22 protein-coding genes and 3 pseudogenes are annotated in these 24,533 nt (G+C 61.9%); 11 read left to right on the top strand and 14 right to left on the bottom strand.

Going from position 1 to position 24,533, the window contains the following annotated elements; genetic code table 11:
• Nucleotides 1-22 precede the first annotated feature (22 nt).
• The 6 genes from PYH37_RS11000 to PYH37_RS10975 all read right to left on the bottom strand — a co-directional run bounded on the left by PYH37_RS11000 (nt 23) and on the right by PYH37_RS10975 (nt 6,027).
• Nucleotides 23-1,045 carry a Gfo/Idh/MocA family oxidoreductase gene (locus PYH37_RS11000; RefSeq protein WP_280731439.1) on the bottom strand — a complete coding sequence of 341 codons (1,023 nt, stop codon included), beginning with the start codon at nt 1,043-1,045 and terminating at the stop codon, nt 23-25.
• Nucleotides 1,042-1,947 carry a sugar phosphate isomerase/epimerase family protein gene (locus PYH37_RS10995; protein WP_280731438.1) on the bottom strand — a complete coding sequence of 302 codons (906 nt, stop codon included), beginning with the start codon at nt 1,945-1,947 and terminating at the stop codon, nt 1,042-1,044. Before PYH37_RS10995 ends, PYH37_RS11000 begins: the two co-directional genes overlap by 4 nt.
• 106 nt (nt 1,948-2,053) lie before the next feature.
• Nucleotides 2,054-2,878, bottom strand: a complete 825-nt coding sequence (locus PYH37_RS10990) for an ATP-binding cassette domain-containing protein (protein ID WP_127677175.1) — start codon at nt 2,876-2,878, stop codon at nt 2,054-2,056.
• A 10-nt stretch (nt 2,879-2,888) separates the two neighbouring features.
• Entirely contained in the window at nt 2,889-3,887 is a 999-nt protein-coding gene (locus tag PYH37_RS10985) for an ABC transporter permease (RefSeq protein ID WP_280731436.1), read from the bottom strand.
• A gap of 10 nt (nt 3,888-3,897) precedes the next feature.
• Nucleotides 3,898-4,947 carry an ABC transporter permease gene (locus PYH37_RS10980; RefSeq protein WP_280731435.1) on the bottom strand — a complete coding sequence of 350 codons (1,050 nt, stop codon included), beginning with the start codon at nt 4,945-4,947 and terminating at the stop codon, nt 3,898-3,900.
• A 105-nt stretch (nt 4,948-5,052) separates the two neighbouring features.
• A complete protein-coding gene (locus PYH37_RS10975) occupies nt 5,053-6,027 on the bottom strand; it encodes a sugar ABC transporter substrate-binding protein (RefSeq protein WP_425336057.1) in 975 nt (324 codons plus the stop codon).
• Nucleotides 6,028-6,184: 157 nt separating this feature from the next.
• Here PYH37_RS10975 and PYH37_RS10970 point away from each other — a divergent pair, with 157 nt between their 5' ends.
• From PYH37_RS10970 to PYH37_RS10960, 3 genes are all read left to right on the top strand, one after another.
• A complete protein-coding gene (locus PYH37_RS10970) occupies nt 6,185-7,219 on the top strand; it encodes a LacI family DNA-binding transcriptional regulator (RefSeq protein ID WP_280731433.1) in 1,035 nt (344 codons plus the stop codon).
• Between the two features lie 576 nt (nt 7,220-7,795).
• Complete coding sequence (locus PYH37_RS10965; RefSeq protein ID WP_280731432.1) at nt 7,796-8,965, top strand: Gfo/Idh/MocA family protein; 1,170 nt, start codon at nt 7,796-7,798, stop codon at nt 8,963-8,965.
• A 3-nt stretch (nt 8,966-8,968) separates the two neighbouring features.
• The gene (locus tag PYH37_RS10960) at nt 8,969-9,922 is read left to right on the top strand and encodes a sugar phosphate isomerase/epimerase family protein (RefSeq protein ID WP_280731431.1); all 954 of its coding nucleotides are present in this window, start codon (nt 8,969-8,971) and stop codon (nt 9,920-9,922) included.
• Between the two features lie 117 nt (nt 9,923-10,039).
• Here the strand turns inward: PYH37_RS10960 and PYH37_RS10955 are convergent, their stop codons facing one another.
• On the bottom strand, nt 10,040-11,416 hold the full coding sequence (locus PYH37_RS10955; protein WP_280731430.1) for an NAD(P)(+) transhydrogenase (Re/Si-specific) subunit beta: 1,377 nt from the start codon (nt 11,414-11,416) through the stop codon (nt 10,040-10,042).
• Nucleotides 11,417-11,438: 22 nt separating this feature from the next.
• A pseudogene (locus PYH37_RS10950) lies at nt 11,439-12,048 on the bottom strand (proton-translocating transhydrogenase family protein); the annotation flags it as partial.
• A gap of 129 nt (nt 12,049-12,177) precedes the next feature.
• On the opposite strand from PYH37_RS10950, the gene PYH37_RS10945 reads away from it, so the two are divergent.
• Together PYH37_RS10945 and PYH37_RS32415 are read left to right on the top strand one after the other, a co-directional pair.
• The gene (locus tag PYH37_RS10945) at nt 12,178-13,191 is read left to right on the top strand and encodes an IS110 family RNA-guided transposase (RefSeq protein WP_280731429.1); all 1,014 of its coding nucleotides are present in this window, start codon (nt 12,178-12,180) and stop codon (nt 13,189-13,191) included.
• A gap of 439 nt (nt 13,192-13,630) precedes the next feature.
• Nucleotides 13,631-13,954: pseudogene (locus tag PYH37_RS32415) on the top strand (IclR family transcriptional regulator domain-containing protein); the annotation flags it as partial.
• Between the two features lie 87 nt (nt 13,955-14,041).
• On the opposite strand, the gene PYH37_RS10940 reads toward PYH37_RS32415, so the two are convergent.
• The 5 genes from PYH37_RS10940 to PYH37_RS10920 form a co-directional block, all read right to left on the bottom strand.
• Nucleotides 14,042-15,121 (bottom strand): ABC transporter ATP-binding protein, encoded by a 1,080-nt coding sequence (locus PYH37_RS10940; RefSeq protein WP_280731428.1) that lies wholly within the window; start codon nt 15,119-15,121, stop codon nt 14,042-14,044.
• Between the two features lie 4 nt (nt 15,122-15,125).
• Nucleotides 15,126-15,476 carry a RidA family protein gene (locus PYH37_RS10935; protein WP_280731427.1) on the bottom strand — a complete coding sequence of 117 codons (351 nt, stop codon included), beginning with the start codon at nt 15,474-15,476 and terminating at the stop codon, nt 15,126-15,128.
• Between the two features lie 74 nt (nt 15,477-15,550).
• Nucleotides 15,551-16,438 (bottom strand): carbohydrate ABC transporter permease, encoded by an 888-nt coding sequence (locus PYH37_RS10930; protein ID WP_280731426.1) that lies wholly within the window; start codon nt 16,436-16,438, stop codon nt 15,551-15,553.
• Nucleotide 16,439: 1 nt separating this feature from the next.
• Nucleotides 16,440-17,318, bottom strand: a complete 879-nt coding sequence (locus PYH37_RS10925) for a carbohydrate ABC transporter permease (RefSeq protein WP_280731425.1) — start codon at nt 17,316-17,318, stop codon at nt 16,440-16,442.
• Nucleotides 17,319-17,399: 81 nt separating this feature from the next.
• Entirely contained in the window at nt 17,400-18,677 is a 1,278-nt protein-coding gene (locus PYH37_RS10920; protein ID WP_280731424.1) for an ABC transporter substrate-binding protein, read from the bottom strand.
• A gap of 158 nt (nt 18,678-18,835) precedes the next feature.
• On the opposite strand from PYH37_RS10920, the gene PYH37_RS10915 reads away from it, so the two are divergent.
• From PYH37_RS10915 to PYH37_RS10890, 6 genes and pseudogenes are all read left to right on the top strand, one after another.
• Nucleotides 18,836-20,281 carry an aldehyde dehydrogenase family protein gene (locus PYH37_RS10915; RefSeq protein ID WP_280731423.1) on the top strand — a complete coding sequence of 482 codons (1,446 nt, stop codon included), beginning with the start codon at nt 18,836-18,838 and terminating at the stop codon, nt 20,279-20,281.
• 14 nt (nt 20,282-20,295) lie between these two features.
• Complete coding sequence (locus PYH37_RS10910; protein WP_280731422.1) at nt 20,296-21,060, top strand: creatininase family protein; 765 nt, start codon at nt 20,296-20,298, stop codon at nt 21,058-21,060.
• A complete protein-coding gene (locus tag PYH37_RS10905) occupies nt 21,057-21,359 on the top strand; it encodes a hypothetical protein (protein WP_280731421.1) in 303 nt (100 codons plus the stop codon). The genes PYH37_RS10910 and PYH37_RS10905 overlap by 4 nt, the downstream gene beginning before the upstream one ends.
• Nucleotides 21,359-22,096, top strand: a complete 738-nt coding sequence (locus tag PYH37_RS10900) for a FadR/GntR family transcriptional regulator (RefSeq protein ID WP_280731420.1) — start codon at nt 21,359-21,361, stop codon at nt 22,094-22,096. The genes PYH37_RS10905 and PYH37_RS10900 overlap by 1 nt, the downstream gene beginning before the upstream one ends.
• Nucleotides 22,097-22,175: 79 nt before the next feature.
• A complete protein-coding gene (locus PYH37_RS10895) occupies nt 22,176-22,376 on the top strand; it encodes a hypothetical protein (RefSeq protein WP_280731419.1) in 201 nt (66 codons plus the stop codon).
• A gap of 181 nt (nt 22,377-22,557) precedes the next feature.
• Nucleotides 22,558-23,512, top strand: a pseudogene (locus PYH37_RS10890) (IS481 family transposase).
• On the opposite strand, the gene PYH37_RS10885 reads toward PYH37_RS10890, so the two are convergent.
• Complete coding sequence (locus PYH37_RS10885; RefSeq protein ID WP_280731418.1) at nt 23,509-24,501, bottom strand: substrate-binding domain-containing protein; 993 nt, start codon at nt 24,499-24,501, stop codon at nt 23,509-23,511. The pseudogene PYH37_RS10890 and the gene PYH37_RS10885 overlap by 4 nt on opposite strands.
• Nucleotides 24,502-24,533: the final 32 nt, after the last annotated feature.

The raw sequence follows: 24,533 nt of genomic DNA, 5'->3' as shown, positions 1-24,533 counted from the left end.
TTTCCTGAAGTGGCCCGCCGGTTCATTCCGCCGCCATGGCGGTCGGAGGCCCGTAAAGGCTTGGTTTTGCTATCAAGTTGATTGATTCAAAGCCGCCACTGACCGCACGCAGAGCGGCATCGGCCACCAGCGTGGCCGCGTATCCATCCCAGGTGGATGGACCGGTCGCGGTGCCTGCGGCGGCCGCCACGAGCCATTCCCGGAACTCCTGGTCGTATGCTTCGATGAAGCGTTCGCGCCAGTCCTCGGGAATCGCCTGGCGGATGCCGTTCGAATCCGAAATCAGAGTTGCCGGGCGGTTCGGCAGTGCGGCGACGCCCGTCTCGCAGCTGACCTCGCCGCGGATGTCGTAGCCGTAGGCAATGTTCACCGAAATCTCGACGTCGACCAGAACGCCCGAAGCCATGTGCAAGAGCACGAAGATCGGGTCGCGCAACTCGCCACCACGCGAGGAGCGGCGCGGGACGCGCACCTCGACCCCAGTGACTTCGTCCGACAGGAGCCAGCGGGCGATGTCTGCGTCATGCACCAGCGTGTCGTTCAGCGGCATCTCCGACGTGTAGAGACCTTCGGGCACCGAGGCATTGCGGTGCACGGAATGGAACAGGAGCGGCGCGCCAAGTCTGCCGCTGTCGATTACGGCCTTGAGGCGGCGATAATCGGCATCGAAACGGCGCATGAAGCCCACCTGCACGAGACGCCGGCCAAAGGCCACTTCGGCTTCCATCACGCGAAGCGCGGCCGCCTCGGATGTGACCAGGGGCTTTTCGCAGAACACCGGCTTGCCGGCGGCGATGCAGGTGAGCAGTTGCTCTTCATGCGCGGGTCCCCAGGAGCAGATGACCACCGCCTGCACTTTTTCCGAAGAGATCAATGCCGTGGGGGTGGCGAACACCTCCGCTACTTCAGGGGCGGCGGCAGCGGCTCGGGCCTGGTCGATGTCGGTGACCCCCACGACCTCAACGCCGGACAGGACTTTCGTAAGGCGGCGGATATGATCCTGGCCGATCATACCCGTGCCGATGATGCCGACTTTAAGGCTCATTTTGCCCCCCAGTATTTGTCGATGTAGCGCTGCATTTCGGTGCGCATGAAGGTGCCGCTCTGGTCAGCCTTGTCCTCCCAGGCGAAAACGCAGGCGGTCATGATGCCGTCGAAGCCCACTTCAGCCAGGGTGCTGAAGAAATCGTCCCAGGGCACCTCGCCCTGACCGATGTTGAGGTGCTGGTGTACCCGGGCGTTGGTGCCCGGCGGATTGAGGATATATCTCAGACCAGAGCTGGCCTTGTGGTTGAACGTGTCGCCCACGTGGACATGGGCGAGCACGTCCTTGGCCTCGCGCAGCATCGCCTTCGTGTCGTCGCCGAAATAGAAGGTGTGGGGCGCGCAGTAGAGGAACTTGACGCGCGGGCTGTTGACCGTGCGGATGATATCGAGCGCCGGCTGCAGCGTCTCGCACCAGTCTTCCGGATGCGGCTCGACATGCAGGTTGATGCCTTCCTTCTCGAAGATTGGCACAAGCTCCTCCATCGACCGCCACCAGGCGTCCTCGCAAGCCTCGATCATCGACCCGGTGTGGCAGCAGTAGCAGGAGCCCTTGTCGGGATGCGGGCCGCGGCCGAACTCGGAGTTCATCGTGTCGACTTCCAGCTCGACGCAGATCTCGATGGCGCGCTTCCAGTGCTTCACCGCCGCCTGGCGCTCGGTCTCGTCGTTCGAGGCCCAGCGGTACATCGGTAGAAGCGAGGCAATGCCGACACCGCCCTCCTTCAGTGCCTTCTTGAAGCTCTTGATCCGCTCGGGAAAGACGCGCGGCGCCTTGAACCATTCGAGGAAATCGCCGCGCGGCGACAGCTCGATCCAATCGTATCCGAGTTCCTTGACTTTGCTGGGCAACTCCTCAAGCGACAGATGCCGATGCATGAACGGGTCGAGTGCGATTTTCATGTTGACCTCCTGATTCTGAACGCAATTCTCCCTCCTCCGACAGCGGTCCTTTCAGGTGCTGTCGAAGCTGAGCGCTTGCGCAATTCGTTTGTGATGCCGTCAGCGATTACTGGGCTGGCGGCGGCGGTTGGCCCTCGTGGCTTGCCATGTAGGTTTCGATCTGCGCCTCGAGGTCCGCCATGGTTTCCCCGCCCGCCATCAGATCGGTAATCTCTTCCCGGGTCTTCTCACCCCTGCGGAAATCGGCGGCGACCGCCCCACGGATGAGCACGGCGAAGTGATCGCCCACTGCCATCGCATGCATGACCTGGTGCGTGATAAACACCACCGCCAGGCCCCGTCGCTTCGCCTCGTTGACGATCCGCAGCACATGCGCCGCCTGTTTCACGCCGAGAGCGGCGGTCGGTTCGTCAAGGATCAGCACTCGGGCGCCGAAATGCACGGCACGGGCGATCGCAAGTGACTGGCGTTCGCCCCCTGAAAGCCCCCCGACAAGACGATCGCCATCGTCTATACGGGTGATTCCGAAGTCTTGAACGGCCTTGACGGCAATCTCGTTGGCCGTCTTGCGGTCATAGACCTTGAAGGGCCCCCACCCCTTCGTCGGTTCGACTCCTACAAAGAAGGAGCGGCCGATCGACATCAGCGGAAAGGTGCCGCCGAATTGGTGCACCGTCGAAATGCCCTTTTCCTGCGCCTCGCGCGGCCCGCTGAATTCGACCGGCTGGCCGTCCATCAGAATGGTGCCGCGCGTCGGCTTGTGTACCCCCGCAAGCGTCTTGATGAGCGTCGACTTGCCGGCGCCGTTGTCGCCGAGCAGGCAGAGCACTTCCCCCGCACGGACCGTGAGCGAGATGTCGTGCAGCACGTCGATCGGACCGAAGCTCTTGTCGACATGTTGCAGTTCAAGGATCGGAGTATTGTCAGACATGGTTGAACGCTCACTTCTTTTTCTTCGGCATGAGGCTCAGCGCCATCTGCCGGAAGGTGTTGTTCATCAGGACCGCGGCCATGAGCATCACGCCGATAATGAGGTTGGACCAGTTGCGGTCGATATCGGTGAAATAGATGCCCTGGCTGACGACAGCGAAGGTCAGCGCGCCGAGGAATATCCCGGCGACCGAACCAAAGCCGCCGGTGAGCAGCACCCCACCCACGACGATCGAAACGATCGTGTTGAAGATGTAGTTCATGCCACCGGAGACCTGGGCAGAGTTGAACAGAACCGCCCCACACATTCCGACGAACGAAGCGGCCGTGCTCGATAGTACGAACAGAGCAATCTTCAGCCTCTTGGTCGGGATGCCGGCATTGCGGGCGCTGACCTCGTCTCCTCCCATCGCGAAGATCCAGTTGCCGTAGCGCGTCGCGTGAAGCACGAAACCAAAGACCACCGTCAGCGCAAACCACCACAGGATGATCACCTGGAATTTGCCGAGGATGAGTTGGCCGAAGATCATCTTCGCCCAGGCCGGCGCTTCGAGCGGAACCGAGGCGACCCCGGTCAGAATGACCGATCCTGCAAGGACGAGACCCTGCACCGCAACCAGCGTGCCGAGCGTGACGATCAGCGAGGGCACGCTCGTGCGCACCGCCAGGAAACCATTGACCAGCCCCACGAGAACGCCAAAGGCGAGCGCGCCAAGCATGCCGATCACGATCGGCAACTCGTAATAGCCCGACAGAATGGCGATCGACATCGAGCCCGCCGGGATCATCGCGCCGATCGAGATGTCAAGCTCGCCAGCGATCATCAGCAGGCCGACGGGCAGCGCGACGATACCGAGATTGGCGGCGAAATTGACCCAGCTTGCCGCGCCGAAGAGCGTACCCAGGCTAACGCCGCCGAAAGCGACATAGAAGGCAATCACCGCGACGAAGCTCAATACGGCCCCGAATTCCGGGCGGCGTACGAATTGTCCAATGGAGAAATCGTTCATTTTCCCGCCCTCATTTCTTCTTCTTCGCTGCGTAGGACATCGCCATCAGCCGGAACCTGTCGTTCATCATCACCGCGAGCAGCAGGAGCGCACCGATGATGACGCTGCCAAGATTCGGGTCGATCCCGGTGAAATAGATGCCCTGGTTGACGATCGCGAAGGTGAGCGTACCGAAGACAATGCCCACCACCGACCCGGCGCCTCCGGTCAGAAGCACACCGCCGATGACCACGCACATGATCGAATTGAAGATGAACGATTGTCCCGCGAGCACCTGCGCGCTTTGGTAGACGAACACCTGGCTTATGCCGACGAAGGCGGCAGAGAAGCCCGACAGCATGTAGAGCGCGATGGTCAATCTGGCCGTCGGGATGCCGGCGTTGCGAGCCGAGACCTTGTCGCCACCCAAAGCGAGGATCCAGTTACCAACGGGCGAGATGTGCAGCAGGTAGAAGAAGGCAGCCACGAACAGGGCCCACCAGAAGATCGTCACCTGGAACATGCCGCCGACAAAATCGCCGAGGATCGCCTTGACGGTCGGGCTCGGCACGAGCGACACGCCGGTGCTGCCGGCGATGAGCACGGTGAAGCCCAGAGTCAGGCCCATGACGCCAAACATCGAACCGATGGTGACAATCAAGGAGGGCACCCCGGTCCGATTGACCATGTAGCCGTTTAGAAATCCGACGATGAGCCCGACGCCCAGGCCGGCGAAAACCCCGACAATCTCGGGAAGGCCATAGTGGCCGGAAATGATGGCCACCGTCAGAGATGCCGCCGGAATCACCGCGCCGATCGAGAGGTCCATTTCCCCCGCGATCATCAACAGCCCAACCGGGAGCGCGACGATACCAATCTCGGCGGCGACGTTGAGCCAGCTCGCATAGCCCGCGGAGGACAGGAAAACCTTGCCGCCCACCAGGGCAAAGAAGACGAAGACCGCGATCAGACCCAACAGCGACCCCGCTTCAGGGCGGCGGGAAAGCTGACCGATGGTCGCTTTGATGTTTTGGCCACCTGCGGGAACCGAGGTGACAGGGACACTATTTGTCGTGTTCATTCGATACCACCAATGAAGCCAGAGCCCGATAACGGTCGGCACTATTGGAAGACTGGAAGCCGCCTGCCTCACTGGCAGGCAGCTTCGCGACGGCTCAGCCGAAGCTTAGCGGGCGCCCGCCTGCACACCGGCCAAGGTGGCCTCGACGTTCGCTTTGTCGATCACGCCGGGACCGGTCAGGATTTCCCGGGTCGGCACGGTGAGGCCGTAATTGACGTTGGCGTTCAGGATCGAGACCGCGAGGTACCCCTGCAGGTAACCCTGTTGGTCGACCGCACAAAGCTGGGTGCCGTTTTTGATGTTGTTCAGGATGGTTTCGTCCATGTTCATGCCACAGACGTGCACCTGCCCCTGCTTGCCTGCCTGCGTCACACCGTTGACCGCCGAGTTCGTGTCGACGTTACCGATCGCGAATACGGCCTTGATGTCCGGGTTCTGCAGCAGGTGCGCCTTCAGGGCCTGGGCCACCGCCGTCGCCGAACCGAAGGAGGTTGCCGGCAGCGGCAGTGACGAGCCGACGCCGCCACCTTCGGTGACCCCATCGATCATGCCCTTGCAGAAGGCTTCAATGTTCGCAGCACCGGGCAGCGTGTTGAGGCAGACGGCGTTTTTCAGATCATGCTTGGCGAAGTAGGTGCCCGCAGCCTTGCCGGACAGGTAGTCGTTCGAACCGACATAGTTCATCGCGCCAAGGCGATCGGCAGCTTCGATGCCGCCAGCGTTGTAGATTATCAGCGGTATTTTTGCGTCGACGACCGCTTTGAAGGCGGGGTCCATGGCTTCCGGCACCCAGTCCGGCCCAACGATCGCATCGGCACCCTGATCGATGGCCTGACGGATCAGCTCAGCTGCATCAACCCCAAGGTTGTCGTAGTTCTGGGGCCCGAGCCAGGTTACCTTACCGCCCTGCGCCTCCACCACCTTGCCGGCATCCTCGGCGCCACGCTTCACGATCGACCAGAATGGATCATCCGGCTTGCCGCCCACAACGAAGATGTTGGCAGCCATAACGGCGGTCGCAGTGCAAGTGATGATGGCGGCAGCCGATACGGTTGCCGCGAGACGGCGAAATTCGATCATCTAAATCTCCTCCCTTGGCCCGCCTCCCTGGCGTGACCGTGAGGAGAAACATATCGGCTGCTTGAAATTTCAGAAATGGGAAATCATACTGAACATGCAAAAAGTGTCATGTAATGTCATTCATAATGACACAAATACCGTGAGAGGGGGAACATTCATGCGTCGGCCGACCATCGCCGATCTCGCCAAAGAGGCAGGCGTCTCCATCTCAACAGTCAACAGGATTCTTAGCGGCACCGCCTCGGTCAAAGGCACCACAGTGCAACTTGTCCAGTCGGCCGCAGAGCGCATTGGCTTTTACGGCGTCGGCGCTATCGAGGACCGGCTGCGCAAATCCGTACCGAAATATCGGCTTGGTTTTCTGCTGCAGCAATCCAGCCGTGAGCTTTACCAGCTCTTTGGCAAGAAAATCGTCGAGGCCTGCCATGCAAGACGTGACGAGGTCGTCGATCCGGTCATCGATTTCGTAGATCTGCTAACGCCAGAAAACATCGCAGGCCGGCTGAAGGCGCTTGGTGCAGATTGTGACGCCGTTGCGGTGATTGCAGCAGATCATCCGGTCGTCGCCCAGGCCATCCGCGAGTTGCACGATAAGCGCAAACCCGTCACTGCCTATATTACCGATCAATCCGCGCGGGAAAGGGCCGCTTACGTTGGAGCCGACAATTGGAAAATGGGCCGAACGGCGGCATGGCTTATCGGGCACATGACGCCCGCGCCAGGGCGTATCGCTGTATTCATTGGTAACCACCGCTACCAATGCCAGGATGTCGCCGACGCGAGCTTCCGCTCTTACATGCGGGAACACGCGCCGCATCTGAGTATCGAGGACAGTCGCCCCACCCATGAGGAACCGAGCGAGGCGTACCGGATGGTCAAGGAGTTGTTGGCGACAACGGATGACCTCGTCGGCATCCTGATCGTCGGGGGCGGCATCTCCGGGGTCCTACGAGCGCTGAGAGAAGCCCCCGAGGACCGGCGCAAGAACATCCGTGTGGTATGCCGTGACATCGGCCCGGAGACACAAAAAGGTCTGTCCGAAGGGCTGATTACGGCGGCCCTCTGCCATCCATTGGAGAAGACTTCCGCCACCTTGGTGCAGACGATGGTCGAGACGATCAATCAGGGCGCGCCGGGCAGCACAATCCACAGGACCGTCCCATTCGATATCGTGACGCCGGAGAATATGTGAGACGCCGCGGAAGCAACTAACTCCTACTCTCACTGACCTACTGATGAAGGAGATCCCCAGGAGGCCGAGCCGCACAAACCTCGAGGGAACGTTTCGCGACGAGAGTCTTCGACTCGCGGCCCCGATGCGAACTGCGACTCGAGACGTCTCCCACACATCAAAGCCCAGTGTGGGCGCTTACATCGCGCATGTGCCGACGGTGACGCCACCGCAGGCCTTCGCTTTGAAGAAGGCCGCCGAAATGCGCCCTATCGGCGCATATCGGCCGAATTGCTCGTTCACCTCGGACTTCCGCCCTCTACCCAACCGTGACGCGGATGAAGGCGAATTCTCGACCCTTTGTGGACGTCGGGACGCTTCAGCTTAAAGAGCGCTTTGATCCCAACACCATTAGCGTTCCATGTCGGTGATGGAAATTCATCAGTATCCTCGTTCACAGTGCAGTGTCATGCCGCTACAAACTGGCACAATTCACCCTGAAGGCACCGGTTGCCGTCTCGTCGTATTTGCGGGCCTTCTGGGGCTGAGCACAGGAAATTGTGCCCGAAGTGACGTCTTAAAGGGAGGAGACCGCCGATGGCCGGGAAGGGAATTGCTGTTATTGGTGCTGGCATGATCGGGGCCGCGCATGCCTCCGGGTATCGCACCTACGGTCCTCGCGTGGATGGATTGTCGACTCGGCTCGATACCGTCTGCGACGCCAACGCCGATCTGGCGACAAAGCTCGCACGCAATTGGGGGTTCGCGCGCCTTGCGAATGACTGGCGCGCGGTAATCGATGACCCGGAGATCGATATTGTGTCGGTCTGTCTGCCTAACTTCCTGCACACGGAGGTTACCCAGGCGGCGCTGAAGGCTGGCAAGCATGTTTTGTGCGAGAAACCACTGGCGCTCAGCGCGCGCGAAGCTCGTGCAACCCATGATCTGGCGCTCACTGCGTCGGGTAAATCCGGGACGGTCTTCAATTATCGCCGAATTCCGGCGATCACCGATATCCGGGCCCGAGTGAATGCGGGCGAACTTGGTCAGCCGGTACAGATCGTCATCTTCTATCAGTGCGACTATGCCGCCGATCCGATGCTACCGCACAGCTGGCGATACGAATTCGACCGCGCAGGCCCCGGTGCACTCCTCGACGTCGGCACGCATGCAGTCGATCTTGCGCGTTTCATTCTCGGCGACGTGGACGAAGTTAGCGGCGCGATTTCCACGATATCGATAAACGAGCGCTTTCTGCCTGCTGAGACGGCGACTGGGCACGGGCACGTGGCTCTGTCCGATAAGAAAGCGAAAGTCGACAACGACGATGTGATGTCCGCGCTTCTTCGGTTCCGGAATGGCGCGCAAGGTTTCGTCACGGCATCACGGGTGGCAGTCGGCATGGGGAACCGGATCCAGGTCGAGGTCTATGGAACCAAGGGAACGGCGCGCTTCAGCAACGAACTGCCGACCCATTACGATCTTGCCGTTTTCGACGGCAAGGGACCCGCGCCGTTCACGCGCATGATCAACCGGCCATCCTCGCCTTATGTCGGCGAGCTTGCCGCAGTGCCGCATGATCTGGTGCCGATCGGATATGCTGAGTCCTTCGGATTCATGATCCATGAATTCCTTTCCGCCATTGCAGAGGACAAGCCGTTCGAGAACGGATCCATCGAAGACGGATATCGCGCGGCGCAAGTGCTCGATGCGATCCAGGAGGCAAGCATGACAAACGCACCCGTCAAAGTTGGTGGCGAGGAATAAGTGATGAAGATCGGTTTGAACACGGACAGTCTGGGAGCGCTCAGCCTGGAGGAGACGCTCGATCACGCGGCGAGCCTCGGTCTCGACTGCGTGGAATTCGGGCTTGGTGGATGGTCCTCGGCGCCACATCTCGACATCGGCGAATTGTTGGCGAGCCCCTCTGAGCGGGACCGGTTGCTGGGTATGCTTCGCGAGCGCAAGCTGGAAATCTCGGCGTTGAACGCCTCAGGCAATCCGCTTCATCCGGGCGAGATAGGCCCCAAGGACAGCCAGCTCGCGCGCGATGCGATTGAGCTTGCAGCCGAGCTTGGCGTGGGACGGGTGATCATGATGTCGGGCCTGCCAGGCGGTGGGGTGGAGGAAAAGACGCCGAACTGGATCACCTCATCCTGGCCGCTGGAGGCGATGGATATGCTCGAATGGCAATGGACGGAAAGGGTCATTCCGTTCTGGAAGGATCTGGCTCCGTTTGCGGAAGTGAAGGGTATCCGCCTGTGCGTGGAGAATCATGGCCGCCAATGTGTCTATAATCCTGAAAGCTATTTTCGCCTGCGTGAGGCAATCGGTCCGACTGTAGGGATGAATTTCGACCCGTCGCACCTGATCTGGATGGGAGGCGATCCGGTTTCGGCCGTTCGCGCACTTGGCGTGGAGAATATCTACCACTTCCACGGGAAGGACACGCGTGTTGAGCCGCAAGCGCGTCTCAATGGCACGCTCGATACCAAGCATGTGGTGCCGGTTGTGGGACGTACTTGGAATTTCGTGCCTCTGGGACACGGTCTATCGCGGCGTGGCTGGCTCGAAATCGTCCAAGCCCTGTGCGAGGTCGGGTACGACGACGTGATTTCCATCGAAAACGAGGACTATACGCTCGAGATCAAGGCAGCGATTGCTGAAAGCGTCGATGTTTTGCGCTTTGCGATCGGTGAAAGCGAGCGTCGTCGGTCCGCCTGACAGGCACCCGTATTTCGCAGCTTCATGCCTTATCTTGTCGGAGTACAGAAAAGGCCTCGCATGGATAGCGAGGCCTTTTCTGTTTTCATGCCGGTTTCCTCCAATCAGGAGCGAGAGCTAGACCGCGATGTGATGCAGGAGCTTGCCGATGGAGTCCTTAGCATCACCGTAGAACATCCGCGTATTATCCTTGTAGAAGAGCGGATTCTCGATGCCGGAATAACCGGTACCCTGGCCGCGCTTGGAGACGAAGACCTGCTTGGCCTTCCAGACTTCGAGCACCGGCATGCCGGCAATGGGCGAGTTCGGGTCTTCCTGCGCGGCTGGATTGACGATGTCGTTGGAGCCGATGACGATAACGACGTCGGTCTCCGGGAAGTCCTCGTTGATCTCGTCCATTTCGAGAACGATGTCGTAGGGGACTTTCGCTTCCGCGAGCAGCACGTTCATGTGGCCCGGCAGACGGCCGGCAACGGGATGAATGGCGAAACGGACTTCCTTGCCGAGCGCGCGCAACTGCCGTGTCAGTTCGGAAACCGCCTGCTGCGCCTGGGCGACCGCCATGCCATAGCCCGGAACGATGATGACCGAGTCGGCATCGTTGAGTGCCGCACCGACGCCTTCTACGTCGATGGCGATCTGCTCGCCGTCGACCTCCATTGCCGGGCCGGTGGCGCCGCCGAAGCCGCCGAGGATGACCGACAGGAAGTGGCGGTTCATTGCCTTGCACATGATGTAGGAGAGGATTGCGCCCGAAGAGCCGACGAGTGCCCCTGTGACGATCAGGAGGTCGTTGCCGAGCAGGAAGCCCGTCGCCGCCGCCGCCCACCCCGAATAGGAGTTCAGCATGGACACGACGACCGGCATGTCGGCGCCGCCAATGGCCATGACCAGATGCGCGCCGAGCACGAAGGCGATCAGCGTCATGAGGTAGAGCGTCCACGAACCGGCGCCGTCCATGTAGAGCATCATCAGCAGGACGGAAACCGCGACTATTGCGACGTTGTAGGTGTGGCGTCCGGGTAGGATCAGTGCCTTGCCGCCGATCTTTCCCGCAAGCTTGCCGTAGGCGATGATCGAGCCGGTGAAGGTCACCGCCCCGATGAAGACGCCGAGGAAGATCTCCACTTCGTGGATGATCTTTTCCGCATTCGTCGCGAACTCATGCGCCGTCAGGTCGGAGTTGAGACCAATGAAGACGGCGGCAAGACCGACGAAGGAATGCAGCGCCGCGACGAGCTGCGGCATGCCGGTCATTTCCACGCGCTTGGCGAGGATGGTGCCGAGTATGGTGCCGATGATGAGCATCAGGACAAGCGTAAAGGAAAGCTCGACGCCCGGGCTGAAAACCGTGGCCATGACGGCGATCGCCATGCCGACGATGCCGTACCATACGGCGCGCTTGGCGCTTTCCTGGCCGGAAAGGCCGCCGAGTGACAGGATGAAGAGAACGGATGCCGCAATATAAGCGGCGGTGTGGATACCGAAAGACATGTTGGTCAGCCTCCGCTTGGAATTACGATTTCTGGAACATCATCAGCATGCGCCGGGTGACCATGAAGCCGCCGACGGTGTTGATGGTGGCGATCAGCACCGAGATGGCCGCCAGCACTAGAACCAGCCACCCGCCGGACCCGATCTGCAACAATGCGCCGATGATGATGATGCCGGAAATCGCGTTGGTGACCGCCATAAGCGGCGTGTGCAGCGAATGGGAAACACCCCAGATGACCTGAAAACCGACGAAGCAGGAAAGCGCGAAGACGATAAAGTGGCCCATGAAGGCCGGCGGCGCATAGGCGCCGACGAGCGCCATCAGCAGCCCCCCGATGACAAGTAGGCCGATCTGCTGGCGGGTTGCCGTCTTGAAAGCGGCGGCATCTTGGGCCTTCGTTCTTCCGGTGTCAGCTCCTTCGGTTTTTCCTTGGGTTTCTGCGCAGCGATCGCCTGGACCTTCAGCGGCGGCGGGAACTGTCTGGCGCGAGTTCGCGGAACTTTTCAAGCTGCTTTTCGCGGAACTCCGGCGAGGAAGGGGCCGCGTAACCGCCGGTTGCCGCACCGTCCTGGTTCTGATCGGCAAAGTCCAGATAGACGAATTCGGCGCCCATGGATTCGTGTCGCTTGGCATTTAATTTTGAGATTGCTGTACCAATGATTTCAGTTGGTTGGCATGACACTTAATTTGATGGGGTGGAGCGGCCTCCCAACGGCGTCTAGCCTCGCTGTTGTGAGAAACATGGGAAAGGAGCCACTCCATGAACCAGATTGTGACAATCGGACTCGACCTTGCCAAGAATATCTTCCAGGTTCACGGCATCGACGCATGCCGCAAGGTAGTCGTCCGTAAGCCATTGCGCCGCGGCGAGGTGATGAAATTCTTCGCGAGCCTTCACCCCTGCCTCATCGGCATCGCGACGGCTCATCATTGGGGCCGGGAATTGGGCAAGCTCGGCCACACGGTTCGGCTGATGCCGCCAGCCTACGTGAAAGCCTACGTCAAGCGCGGCAAGACCGATGCGGCCGATGCGGAGGCGATCTGCGAGGCCGTGACACGACCGACCATGCGTTTCGTCGCGGTCAAGAGCATGGAACAGCAAGGCGTTCTGATGCTGCATAAAACCCGCGACCTGTTGGTCCGCCAGCGCACCATGTTGATCAACGCCCTGCGCGGACATCTCGCTGAATTCGGCATCATCGCCGCGCAAGGGACCGCCGGCGTGAAAGCGGCGATCGAGGCTTTTCATGCGATGCAAGACAGCCTGCCCACATTGGCGCGCAAGGCGCTGCATGGATTGATCAAACAAATGCGCATCGTGGCCAGCGAAATCGACAAGATCGAAACGCAGATCTTGACCTGGCATCGGAATAATGCGGCAAGCCGGCGGCTGGCTGTCATCCCCGGCATCGGGCCGATCACGGCAAGCGCTATCGTGGCGGCGGCACCCGATGCAACACTGTTTTCCTCGGGCCGCTCCTTCGCGGCGTGGCTTGGTCTAACGCCGCGCTCGCATAGCAGTGGCGGCAAGGAGAAACTTGTCGGCATCAGCAAACAGGGCGATGGCTATATTCGGCGCCTGCTTGTTATCGGCGCCACGGCGGTGATCCGTCGAGCACGGCAGGACAGTGCCAGCAAAAATTGGGCGGCCAAGCTGCTCACCCGCAAGCCGGCCCGGCTGGTCTCGGTGGCCCTGGCCAACAAGACAGCGCGTATTGCCTGGGCATTGCTGGCGCGCAACCAAGCCTATACCGCTGACGTTGGTGCTGCATAATCGAATCTTCCGTTTAGCAAACTCGAATAGGAACGCTGGACGGTAGGTAGCGAGGGCTGATGAGATGTGATGGCAAACCGGTCGAACTGGGGATTGGATAAATCCGAGATTCTCAAGGCGCATCGAGCGCGCTAATTTGATTGGAACCCGATCCGCGGACTTCATCAGGGCCTGCGGCCATATGCGCCGCCTTGCGAAGGCCGGACACATGGCTTGCACCCGACCAGAGCGGCATCACAGATTTTCTCTCTTGCAACAAACGGCCGCTCCACACATGAGAATGAGCCGGGCAGGATTTTTTCATTTCAGTGAACGATCCGGCATCTTTTTCAACGTTTTAAACCTCATAGCGTGCCGGCGTCAGGTGGCGTGGTTCTCACTTTGCATAATTATTTGAGAACCGACGCGCTGAGATTCCCCATTAAGTGCCCCCGCCTGCATGAACTGCTGCATTCTTACGTTTAAGTGTTCTGAACCCGAGTGCACTGCTGGTCGGAGCTGCCTTGTGTCCGGTCTGTTGATGCGGCGCTCGTGGCCGCTGGCCATAATGCTCTCCGCGGATCGGGTCCGGTCAAAAGCCCGACCGCTATCTGCTCCAGTTGCTCGTCGTCGGCGACGCCCGCCGGACATGAGCTGTGTGGCGGTGCCGATGTTCGAGAAGGGGGGCGCCGTCGCGGGCGGCATCGCCATTTCGGGACCGAGCAGTCGCTTCGACATCAAGCACCTCGAATGGTTGCACGACGTGGCCCTCGAGCATGCGACAAAACTGTCCCGCACCCAAGGCGGCCTCGGCTGGGCAGCCGCTGGCTCTGTCTTCCTATCCTGCGGTCTGGATCACTCCGACCTCCCCTCATCCAATCGTCCGGCCGGAGGCGTCGAAGACGTGGACGCGATCCGCTGCGATGCCGAGCCGCACCGTGCTGCCCGGTTCCGCTTGGTATGTGCCCGGCAGTTCCACGGTCAGGAGATCGCGGAGGCCCGGGACGCGCGCGTGCAGCAGGCTCGACCCGCCCAAGCGCTCGACCAAAACGACGCCCCCCGCCAAGCCCCCGCTGTCGACGAGCGAAATGGCGTCGGGCCGGATGCCGAGTTCGACGCGGTCGCCCGGGGCGATGGCCCCCGAGACCGGCCGGGAGACGATCACCGGTCCGTCCGCACCGAGCCGGAAGTCGATCGGTCCATTGCCCGGCGCGGCGATCGCGAGAAGGAAGTTCATCTTTGGCTGGCCGAGGAAGCCGGCGACGAACCGGTTCGCCGGCTTCTCGTACAGTTCCAGCGGCGGCCCTTCCTGCTCCACCTGCCCATTGTTGAGGATAACGATCCGGTCGGCCAACGTCATCGCCTCGACTTGGTCGTGGGTCACGTAGATCATCGTCGTCCTGAGCTCGTCGTGGAGCCGGGCGATCTCGACGCGCATCTGGGCGCGGAGGTCGGCGTCGAGGTTCGAGAGCGGTTCGTCGAACAGGAAGACATCCGGCGATCGCGTGATGGCGCGGCCGATGGCGACGCGCTGGCGCTGTCCACCGGACAGTTGACGCGGCTTGCGCTCGAGCAGTTCGCTGATCTGCAGGATGTTCGCCGCGGCGTGCACCTTGCGGTCGACCTCGGCCTTGCTCACCCCGATCATCTTTAGTGCAAAACCCATGTTCTCGGCGACGCTCATATGCGGGTAGAGCGCATAGGACTGGAACACCATGGCAATGCCGCGGTCGGCGGCCGCCACCCTGTTCATCGGCCTGCCGCCGATCAGCAATTCTCCCGAGGTGATGCCCTCAAGCCCGGCGATCACGCGCAGCAGCGTGGACTTGCCGCAGCCGGAGGGGCCGACGAAGACGACGAGTTCTTTGTCGGCGATGGAAAGCGAGACATCGCGCACAGCCTCGACCTTGCCGAAGCTCTTGACGATATTCCTGAGGTCTACGGATGCCACGCGCCTAACCCTTCGCTCTGACGGCCCACATTTCGATCTCGACCAGATACCCCGGCAAGAGGATCGCCTGCACCGCGGTGCGCACCGGCAGCGGCTCGGGCATCGCCTCCTCGTAGACGGCGTTAAAGCGCGCCCAGTGGCCGAGGTCGACAAAGTAGATGTTGACCTTGAACACATCGCTCAGCATGCACCCGGCGCTCGCCAGGTGGCCAGCGCAAGGCAGCATCGCAATCGTCTGCTTTTCGATGCTGTCGCCGATGACGTGGCCTTCGAGATCGACGGCGACCTGGCCGGAGATGACGACGAGGCGCCGCACAGCGACCTCGAGCACCGGTGAGTAGGGGCCGGCGGTCACATCCTGGCGCGGCGCCCTTGGGGCGGCACTTCAATGGGTGATGGATCTCGTCACCGGCGAAGTCGGTCATCTCACTATCCCTTGACGGCGCCGCTGAGCAGGCCCTCGACGACAAAGCGCCAGACGAAGACGACCAGCACCAGCGTCGGCACGATGGCGATGAAGATACCGGTGTTGAGCAGGCTCCAACTCACATCAGTGTTGCGCGCCAGCGCCGTCATGACGACCGAGACGGGCCGCGTCCGGGTGTCGCCGGAAAGGATCATCGCGAACATGTACTCCGAGTAGGAGATCATGAAGGCAAACAGCCCCGTGGCGGCGACCGACGGTAGCGCCAGCGGCAGCGCGATGCGCCAGAAGGTCTGGAAGCGGCTGCAATGATCGAGAACGGCAGCCTCGAAGATCTCGGCCGGGATCTTGCGGAAGAACACCGACAGGATCAGCACGGTGAACGGCAGCGCCTTGGCGGTGTGGACCAGGATGATGCCGAGCTGGGTGCCGACGAGCCCCAAAAACTGCAACATCATGTAGATCGGCGTCACCAGCGCCACGGCCGGCACCAGCGGCGACAGGATCAGGTACATGAAGCTGATCTTCTTGCCGGGGAAGACGTAACGGGCAAAGACGAAGGCCGCCGGCGCGCCGAGGATGAGGTTCAGCACCATCGCGGCAAGCGCATAGATCGAGGAATTGACCAGCGCCCGCGGCACCTGCCGCGCGGCGTCCGAGATCATCGCGCGGTTGGCGCTTTCCTGCTGGTAGCTTTCGGGCAACTGCCCGGTAAAGACGTAGCGGTAGGTCTCGAAGTTCGGGCCTTCGGTGATGATCGACTTGTCGGGGCTGAGTAGGATACGATCGGGCACCAGGCTGCCATAGAGCGAGAGCAGTACCGGCCCGCCGGTGAACAGCAGGATCAGCGCGGCGAAGGCTACGGTCAGGATGGGATGCAGCCGACCAGCCATCTCAATCGCTCGCAAACAGGTCTGAGGGCAGCGCCCGGGTGATGGCGACGATCAGGACCGCGGAGATGACGACGACGATGAAAGCGACCGCCGAGCCGGCGCCGAAGTCGTACATCGAAAAACTCTCGCGCCAGATCTGGAAGCTCAAAAGCGTCGTCGCCGTCCCCGGGCCGCCGCCGGTCATGGCGTAGACCAGGTCGTAGCTGGTGAACGCGATCAGCGCGTTATAGACTAGCAGCACCACGATCATCGCCTTGATCTCGGGGAAGATGATGTAGCGGAACCGCTTCAGTGGATTGCGGCAGTCGATGGCCGCCGCTTCGAGCGTCTCGGAGTTGATGGTCGAGAGCGCCGCCATCATCAAAACGACGGCGAATGGGATTTGCGTCCATACATGGGCGAAGGTCACCGCCATCAGCGCGGTACGCGGGTTAGTGAGCCAGAGGATCGAGTCCTCGATCAGGCCGAGATCGCGCATGATGCCGTTGAGGATACCGAAGCTCGGGTGGAACACCCAGACCCACAGCACCGCCGAGATCGCGCCCGGCAGCACCCAGGGCAGCAGCACGATGGAGCGAACGACCTGCGAGCCGAAAAAGCGCCGCTGCAGGAAGAGTGCGATCAGCGTGCCGAGGATCACCGCAGACGGCGCGGCGAAGAGCGTAAAGACCAGCGAGTTCCGCAGCGCATCCTGGAAATAGTTGCTGGCAACGACGCGCCCGTAATTCCTCAGACCGACGAAGGGCTCGCCGGGGAACAGGATCATCACCTCGTGCAGCGACGTCCAGAGCGCGTGACCGATCGGGTAGACCGTCATCAGGATGACGGGCAACAGCGCCGGCAACAGCCACAGGCCCGGAAAGCGATTGATGGTCCACATGGATCGGGCGTCCCGCGAGGCTTCGGGTGACTATGATGGCGGACAGCGACTAGTCGCAATCCGCCGGCTTCAGGAGCAAGCTTACCTGCTCGCGAACTTCTCCTTGAGTTCGGTCCAGCGCTGCGCGCCGTCCTTCATCACCCGATCGACCGGGGCCTCGCCGACCATCGCCTGGGCCAGCAGCGGCCGGAAGTAGGCGGACCAGATCGAGGAGAACTCGGTATAGGTGCCGGCCTTGGCGATCGAAGCCTGCGCGCCGAGCGCGCCGACGTCGGCCCATTTGCCCCAGGCGGTGATCACGTCCTGGTCTTCGAACAGCGGCAGCTGCGCGAAGCCGAGACCTTTTTCAACCGCCCAACGCTTGGCAACCGTATAGGGCTTGCCGGCCATGAAGTTGACGAACTTCCATGCCGCCTCGGCGCGAACCGGATCGGCCGCGGTGGTCGCGGTGACAACATAGGACTTGGCAAAGCCGAGGGTCGAATGCTTCTCGCCCGGCATCGGCGCCAGCGCGAACTGGCCGGCGAGCGGCTGCGTTGCGGCGTCGTTGAGGGCGGCGAGCACGTAGGTAAAGACGATCGTGAAGGCGTGCTTGCCCGTGTTCATCGCTGTGATGATCGTCGACTCGTGGTTGTCCGACTGCACCAGCCCCTTGGCATAGGCGTCGGCGATCCACTCGAGCTGCTTGTAGGCACCGTTCTCGGGATCGGCGAACAGCGGGTTCAGCTCGGCGTCGAATAGTTCGGCGCCGCGGCCATAGGACTGCGCGACGAAGGCATCGTAGAAGTTCGGCAGCTCCTGATTGTATTCGTAGATGATCGGCTTATCCATGCCGCCAGCCTTGAGCTGCTCGGCCGCGGCCGTCACCTCTTCCCAGGTCGCGGGCACGGCAATGCCGGCATCCTTGAGGATCTTCTTGTTGTAGATGAAGCTGATAGTGTCCGAGTAGTACGGCAAGCCGTAGACCTTGCCGTCATAGGTCACGTCGGTGAGCGCAAAGCCGGCGATGTCAGCGGAAAGCTCCTCGATCGCCCCGGCAGGCGCGACCGAGTCAAGCGGCGCGATGAATCCGGCGGCGGCCCATGCCGGCAACCAATCCTGACCACCATAGACCACATCGGTCGGCGTTTTGCTGCGGATGCGCAGGATCAGGCTGTCGTGATAGTCGGGCCAGGCATAATCGGTGATGTTGACCTTGATCCCGGGATTGGCCTCCTCGAACAGACGGACATTGTCCTGGATGGTCTCGAGCGAATAGTTCCAGACGACGAATTCGAGCGTGAGATTCTGCGCCAGCGCCGGCTGCGCGGCGAGGCCTAAAGCCACGGCCGCGGCGGCTAGGAGTTTCCTGATTTGCATTTTGGGTCCATCCTCTCTGTCTCTTGGCGGCCGGTTAGTTGACTGACCGTGCCGACCGGCGGGGGTGCCCCAATTCTCGTTGACACTCCTGCTCGTTGGTTGAATTATAAGAACCACTTGAGATCAATTGCAACCACCTTCGTAGAACAGGTCGCGGGATGGCGCATAACGGCGAAACCAATTTCATCGGCGGGCACTGGCGCGGCGATCCGCAGGGCGAGACCAGACCGCAGCATTCCCCGATCGACGGAAGCGCCATCGGGCTGCTGTGCTGGAGCTCGCGGCAGGCGGCGGTCGATGCCATCGCCGCGGCGCGTGCGGCCCAGCCGGGCTGGCGCAAGGTCTCGACCTGGGATCGCGCCAGGACGATGCGCCGGATCGGCGACGCCATCACAGCACGGCGCCAGGAACTGGCGCGGCTGCTGACGCTCGAGCAGGGCAAGCCCTATGCCGAGGCGTATTTCGAGATCGGCAAGTCGGTCGACGGCTTCAACCTTGCGGCTGACCTGGTGAAATATCTCGAGGGCACCACCATCCCGACCGAGGACCCGACCAAGAGGGTGATGACCTTCTACCAGCCGCGCGGCGTCTACGCCGTGGTGACGCCGTGGAATTTTCCGGTCAACATTCCGGTCGAATACATCGCGCCTGGACTCGCGGCGGGCAACGGCATCGTTTGGACGCCGGCGCCGACCACCTCGCTCGTTGCCATGGCGCTGGTGGAAGCCATGGAGGACGCCGACCTGCCGCCCGGGATCCTCAACCTAGTGACCGGCGCCGGCAATGTCGTCGGCGACGAGATTGTCTCCAATCCCGGCACCGACGCCGTGGGCTTTACCGGCAGCGCGGCGACCGGCAAGATCATCAGTCAGCGCGCCGCAGGCAAGCCGCAGCTCATGGAGCTCGGCGGCAACGGCCCGGTGGTGATCCTCGACGATGCCGACCTCGATCGCGCCGCCGCGGCGACCGCATCGGGTTCGTTCGTCAATGCCGGTCAGGTCTGCTCCTCGTCCGAGCGCATCCTGGTCCACCGCAAGGTCTACGATGCCTTTGCCGGGCGCATGGCCGCGGCGGCGCGCGCGGTCGTCCTCGGCGATCCGCGCAAGGAAGGCGTGACCATGGGCCCGCTCAACAATGAGGGCGTCGCACGGAAAGTGGCCGAGCATGTCGGCGATGCCGTCTCCCGCGGCGCCACCGCGATCGCCGGGGGCAAGTTCCCGAAGGGCGCCCTGAGCCCGCTCTACTTCGAGCCCACCGTACTGACCGGCGTCACCCGCGATGCGATCATCAACAGCGAAGAGACTTTTGGACCGGTGGCGCCACTGCTCGTCTTTGACAGCGATGAGGAGGCGTTCGAGATCGCCCGCGACAACCGCTACGGCCTGGTGTCCTCGGTTTTCACCCAGGATATCGACCGCGCCTTCCGCTATGTCGAGGAAATGCCGACCGGGATCGTCAACATCAACGACACCTCGAACTATTGGGAGCTGCACATCCCGTTCGGTGGCGTTTCGGGCAAGGACAGCGGCACTGGGCGCGTCGGCGGCAGACACGCGCTGACCGCCATGTGCGACCTCAAAACCGCAACCTTCACGGTGCGATGATGCGCTGGGAGGAAATGACCTCGCCCGAAATCGGCGCGCTGGACCGCGCCGCGACGGTCGTTATTCTGCCGCTAGGCTCCGTCGAGCAGCACGGCAACCACATGCCGCTCGGCACAGATACGCTGCTGGCCCAGGCGGTGTCTCTGGCGGCGGCGGAAACCGCGGGCGACACAATCGTCATGCCGCCACCCTGGTATGGATTCTCAGCCCACCACATGCGCTTCCCCGGCTCGACAACGCTGCGCCCCGAAACGCTGATCGCTGTGGTCGAGGACGTGGTCGCCTCGGTGGTAACACACGGCTTCCGCCGCATTCTCATCGTCAATGGGCACGGCGGCAATAACGGCGTGATCGACGTGCTGGCCTCAACGCTCGGCCACACCCATTACGGTGCCGCCCGGATCGCCGCGCTCACCTACTTTGCCCTCGCGCGCGAGGCGATCGCAAAACTGCGCAAGTCGGAAAGCGGCGGCATGGGCCACGCCTGCGAGTTCGAGACTTCGATGGTCCAGCACCTCCGGCCCGAGCTGGTGAAGATCGACCTTGCCGAGACCACCTACCCCGACCCGGGCTCGCGCTACCTCACCACCGACCTGCTTGGAGCACAGGCCATCCGCCTCTACCACGACTTCGGCGACCTTTCGCCCACCGGCACCCTTGGCGACCCGGCGCTCGCCAGTCCAGAAGCGGGAAAGGCCTTCTTCGACGCCGTCACAAGCGAACTCGCCACGTTCATTGCCAACTTCCGCTTCTGGACCATTCCGGAGCGGCGGCCGTGATCGAACCGCTGAGAGTCGGCGTCATCGGTCTCGGCTTTTTCGGCGGCTGGCACGCCCGGGTCCATGCGGATCATCCCCCCGCCGGGCTGATCGGCGTCGCCGACCTCGATCCGGTGCGGGTCGCCGGGGTGGCCGGCATGATCGGCGCGCTGGGTTTGCCGATTACCACACGTTGCTCGCCCTGCCCGGCCGTCCATGGAGCGAGCCTCTGCCTGTTCTACGCACCAGATTGGGCGCGAATAGTTGACAATGGTGGCCCGATTCGCCTCATTGCCGACCACCTGGAGGACCTGCATTGATGACCATGACTGCCGCATTGCCGCAACTGACCGCCATCAGCACCAACGACCGGGCGACCCCGTCGCTGGTCTACCGGTCGCTGCTACGCAGCATCAAGGACGGGCTGATGGTGCCGGGTGCCAAGCTCCCCAACGAGCGCGAGCTCGCCCAGCAGCTCAACACCAGTCGCACGGCGGTGCGCAGCGCGCTGGCGATGATGGAGCGGCAGGGCCTGGTGCGCCGCCGCGTCGGCAGCGGCACCTTCCTCACTGACGATGCGCACGACGTATTCGGGCGAATGGACCAGACCAACGCCGCAAGCCACGAGGCCGTGCCGTCCTTCGCCGAGATCGTAGAGGGGCGCCTCTTGTTCGAGCCGGCAATGATGCACCTCGTCGTCAGCCGGGTGCAGGAGCACGAGATCGTCGAGATGCGCCGCATCCTCGAAGTGATCCTTGGCGCCACCACCTGGGAAGATTTCAAGGAAAGCATCTACGCGCTGCACCGGCAGATGTTCGCCTCGACCAAGAACAAGTTCCTCGAGCAGATCATGGCTTCGATCCTGGACGACCGCCGCGCCGTGCTGCTTGACGGTCACGACACCGGCAAGCCAGCGCCTAGCCCGGTGAAACAGCAGACCTACAAGGACCTCAAGTCGATTGTCGACGCAATTGCCGACCGCAACGGCCAGCGCGCCGAGGAGCTGGTTTCCAACCACCTGATGCGGACGCTTGCGACGATTAACATTTGGCAATAGGTACGCTTGGCCCAGAACTGGCCGACCGAAGGCGCCATTGAATGGCAGCTTCGCTTCTAGGCGAGCCGTGAATTCGAGCATGCCGGTTGGGAAACTGTCAGCAAAGGATACGAGCGGCATTTTGCGCGTCTCACCCACGCAGACCGTGCCAGCTATTTTGGCTGCCGCACGTGTTGCCAAGGGAATGCACGTGCTCGACGTCTGCACCGGCCGCTCGCGCGAGCCGCCCTGGAGCGAGGGGCGCAAGTCCTTCAGGACCTTCGCCCACGAGGCGATTTAATCGGCGTGATCGTCACGCGGCTCGATCGCGAGACCGAGGTCGGTGGCAAGAAAAACGCTGCCTTATTCGGCATCCAATTCCAGCCTAGCTTAGCTAGCTGTGAGCTTTCAGTAGGTTGTCCATCCGGCCCAGACCGGGAAAGCTGAGGTTGTCGAAGCTTCAGTGATTCTCGGAGGACCGGATGAACATCCACAAGAATGCGCGGCTGACGCCGCGCGGTCGAGAGCGAATTGTAAGGCAGGTCGAGAGCGGGCAGACGCCGGGGGCCGTGGCCAAAGCCGCAGGCGTCTGCCTGCGGACCATTCGGAAGTGGATAGACCGATATCGCCGCGAAGGATTGACAGGATTGCATGATCGCTCCTCCCGGCCCCATCGACTGCGCCGGCCGACGCCTGCGGCGATAATCGAAACGATCGAACGGCTGCGCCGCCAGCGCTGGACGGGCAAACAGATCGCCGCTGAGGCCGGCGTCTCGCCAGCGACGGTGAGCCGTATTCTGCGCCGGTTGGGCTTGAATAAGCTGAGCGCGTTGGAGCCGGAGGCCCGTGCGCCGCTATGAACGGGAGCATCCCGGCGAACTCATCCATCTTGATATCAAGAAGCTCGGCCGGATCGGCTCTGTCGGACACCGCATCACCGGACGACAAACTGGCATGATCAACCGTCACACCGGCATCGGCTGGGAGTGCGTCCATGTCTGCATCGACGATGCCTCGCGCGTCGCTTTCGTCCAAGTTATGCCCGATCAGCGCAAGAACAGCGCTGTCGCCTTCCTTGAGGCCGCCGTTGCTTATTACGCCAGTCTCGGCGTCAAAGTGCAGCGCGTGATGACCGACAACGGTTCCTGCTACCGGTCAAAGACTTTCCGGGCAGCCTGCAAGCGTCTCGGCCTGCGCCAGATCTTCACCAAGCCCTATACTCCCAGGACCAACGGGAAAGCCGAGCGCTTCATTCAGACAAGCTTGCGCGAATGGGCCTATGCTCGCGCCTACAACACCTCAGACGAACGCACCGCCGAACTGCCGCGATGGCTTCACCGCTACAATTGGCATAGACCGCATGGCAGTATCGGCTCAAAACCACCCATCAGCCGACTCGGTCTGACCGGGAACAACCTGTTGAGGCTCCACACCTAGTGCTTGAACTGCGCCACGTTTGCCTTGGTGAGCTGCATGACGCCGGTCTCCACCTTCTCCGGCAGTGGGTTGATGCCTGCGGCTTTATGGTCCGGCACCACTTTCATGGCGCCTGTGTTGAGCCAGTGCAGCAGATATACACCGAGAAAGGCCTCGACATAGGATTTCTGCACGACCGATCCGACGATCGTCCCATCCTCGATATAGGGCAGCATGTCGTCGTTCCGGTCCATGGCGACGATCTTCACCTTGCCCTGGAGGCCGGCTTCGGTGACCGCAATCGCAGCCCCCTTGCCGCTGTCGCCATCGGTGCCGCCGACGCCGATCACATCGGGATGGGCAAGCAGAGCCTGGCTATAGGCGGTCGGCGCGTAAGAGGGGTCGGCCTTGTCGTTGACGACATCGACAACCTCGATTCCCGGCGCGTTCTCCTTGAAATAGGTCTTGTAGCCTTCCACACGCTCCAGAACGGAGGGGGCCGGGAACGAGCCGAGCAGCACCTTCCCTTTTCCGCCGATCGCGTCGGCAAGCATCTTGCCGCCGACCTTGCCTGCCGCGAGGTTGGAAATGCCGAGATAGATCTGGCGCTTCGAGCCGGGCGCGTCGCCGATGATCATGGCGACGGGAATGCCAGCCTCCACTGCCCTGTCGATGCCTGGCGTGAGCGCGGCGGCATCGGCGGGGAAGATGAGCAGGCCCGCGGGTTTCTTGGCGATGAGCTCATCGAGCTGGCGCGCCTGCGCGGCGGTGTCGAAATCGAGCGGCCCTGTGAAGGCTGTCTTGACGCCCAGAAGCTTCGCGCAATCTTCGAGCGCCTTGCGATGGTCGACCCAGAACGGAACCTGGGTGACGCAGGATAAGAAGACATATTCCATCCCGGCTCCCTGCGCGAACGCCTCCGCGCTGAAGCCAGGCAGCAGGCTGAGGCCCGCCAGGCCCAGTCCTCCAAACTTGAGAAGATCGCGGCGATCCATGTCGAGTGTGGTCATTTTTTCCTCCCTTGCCTTTAACCGTCGAGATG

It is taken from the genome of Sinorhizobium numidicum (assembly GCF_029892045.1).
Lineage (GTDB): Bacteria > Pseudomonadota > Alphaproteobacteria > Rhizobiales > Rhizobiaceae > Sinorhizobium > Sinorhizobium numidicum.
Note: the sequence above shows the minus strand (reverse complement) of the source record. Positions and strands in the feature narration are given on the sequence as shown.

Coding starts and splice junctions, on each gene's coding strand:
- PYH37_RS11000 (WP_280731439.1), bottom strand. CDS start 1,045: ATGAGCCTTAAAGTCGGCATCATCGGCACGGGTATGATCGGCCAGGAT.
- PYH37_RS10995 (WP_280731438.1), bottom strand. CDS start 1,947: ATGAAAATCGCACTCGACCCGTTCATGCATCGGCATCTGTCGCTTGAG.
- PYH37_RS10990 (WP_127677175.1), bottom strand. CDS start 2,878: ATGTCTGACAATACTCCGATCCTTGAACTGCAACATGTCGACAAGAGC.
- PYH37_RS10985 (WP_280731436.1), bottom strand. CDS start 3,887: ATGAACGATTTCTCCATTGGACAATTCGTACGCCGCCCGGAATTCGGG.
- PYH37_RS10980 (WP_280731435.1), bottom strand. CDS start 4,947: ATGAACACGACAAATAGTGTCCCTGTCACCTCGGTTCCCGCAGGTGGC.
- PYH37_RS10975 (WP_425336057.1), bottom strand. CDS start 6,027: ATGATCGAATTTCGCCGTCTCGCGGCAACCGTATCGGCTGCCGCCATC.
- PYH37_RS10970 (WP_280731433.1), top strand. CDS start 6,185: ATGCGTCGGCCGACCATCGCCGATCTCGCCAAAGAGGCAGGCGTCTCC.
- PYH37_RS10965 (WP_280731432.1), top strand. CDS start 7,796: ATGGCCGGGAAGGGAATTGCTGTTATTGGTGCTGGCATGATCGGGGCC.
- PYH37_RS10960 (WP_280731431.1), top strand. CDS start 8,969: ATGAAGATCGGTTTGAACACGGACAGTCTGGGAGCGCTCAGCCTGGAG.
- PYH37_RS10955 (WP_280731430.1), bottom strand. CDS start 11,416: ATGTCTTTCGGTATCCACACCGCCGCTTATATTGCGGCATCCGTTCTC.
- PYH37_RS10945 (WP_280731429.1), top strand. CDS start 12,178: ATGAACCAGATTGTGACAATCGGACTCGACCTTGCCAAGAATATCTTC.
- PYH37_RS10930 (WP_280731426.1), bottom strand. CDS start 16,438: ATGGCTGGTCGGCTGCATCCCATCCTGACCGTAGCCTTCGCCGCGCTG.
- PYH37_RS10925 (WP_280731425.1), bottom strand. CDS start 17,318: ATGTGGACCATCAATCGCTTTCCGGGCCTGTGGCTGTTGCCGGCGCTG.
- PYH37_RS10920 (WP_280731424.1), bottom strand. CDS start 18,677: ATGCAAATCAGGAAACTCCTAGCCGCCGCGGCCGTGGCTTTAGGCCTC.
- PYH37_RS10915 (WP_280731423.1), top strand. CDS start 18,836: ATGGCGCATAACGGCGAAACCAATTTCATCGGCGGGCACTGGCGCGGC.
- PYH37_RS10910 (WP_280731422.1), top strand. CDS start 20,296: ATGACCTCGCCCGAAATCGGCGCGCTGGACCGCGCCGCGACGGTCGTT.
- PYH37_RS10900 (WP_280731420.1), top strand. CDS start 21,359: ATGACCATGACTGCCGCATTGCCGCAACTGACCGCCATCAGCACCAAC.
- PYH37_RS10895 (WP_280731419.1), top strand. CDS start 22,176: ATGCCGGTTGGGAAACTGTCAGCAAAGGATACGAGCGGCATTTTGCGC.
- PYH37_RS10885 (WP_280731418.1), bottom strand. CDS start 24,501: ATGACCACACTCGACATGGATCGCCGCGATCTTCTCAAGTTTGGAGGA.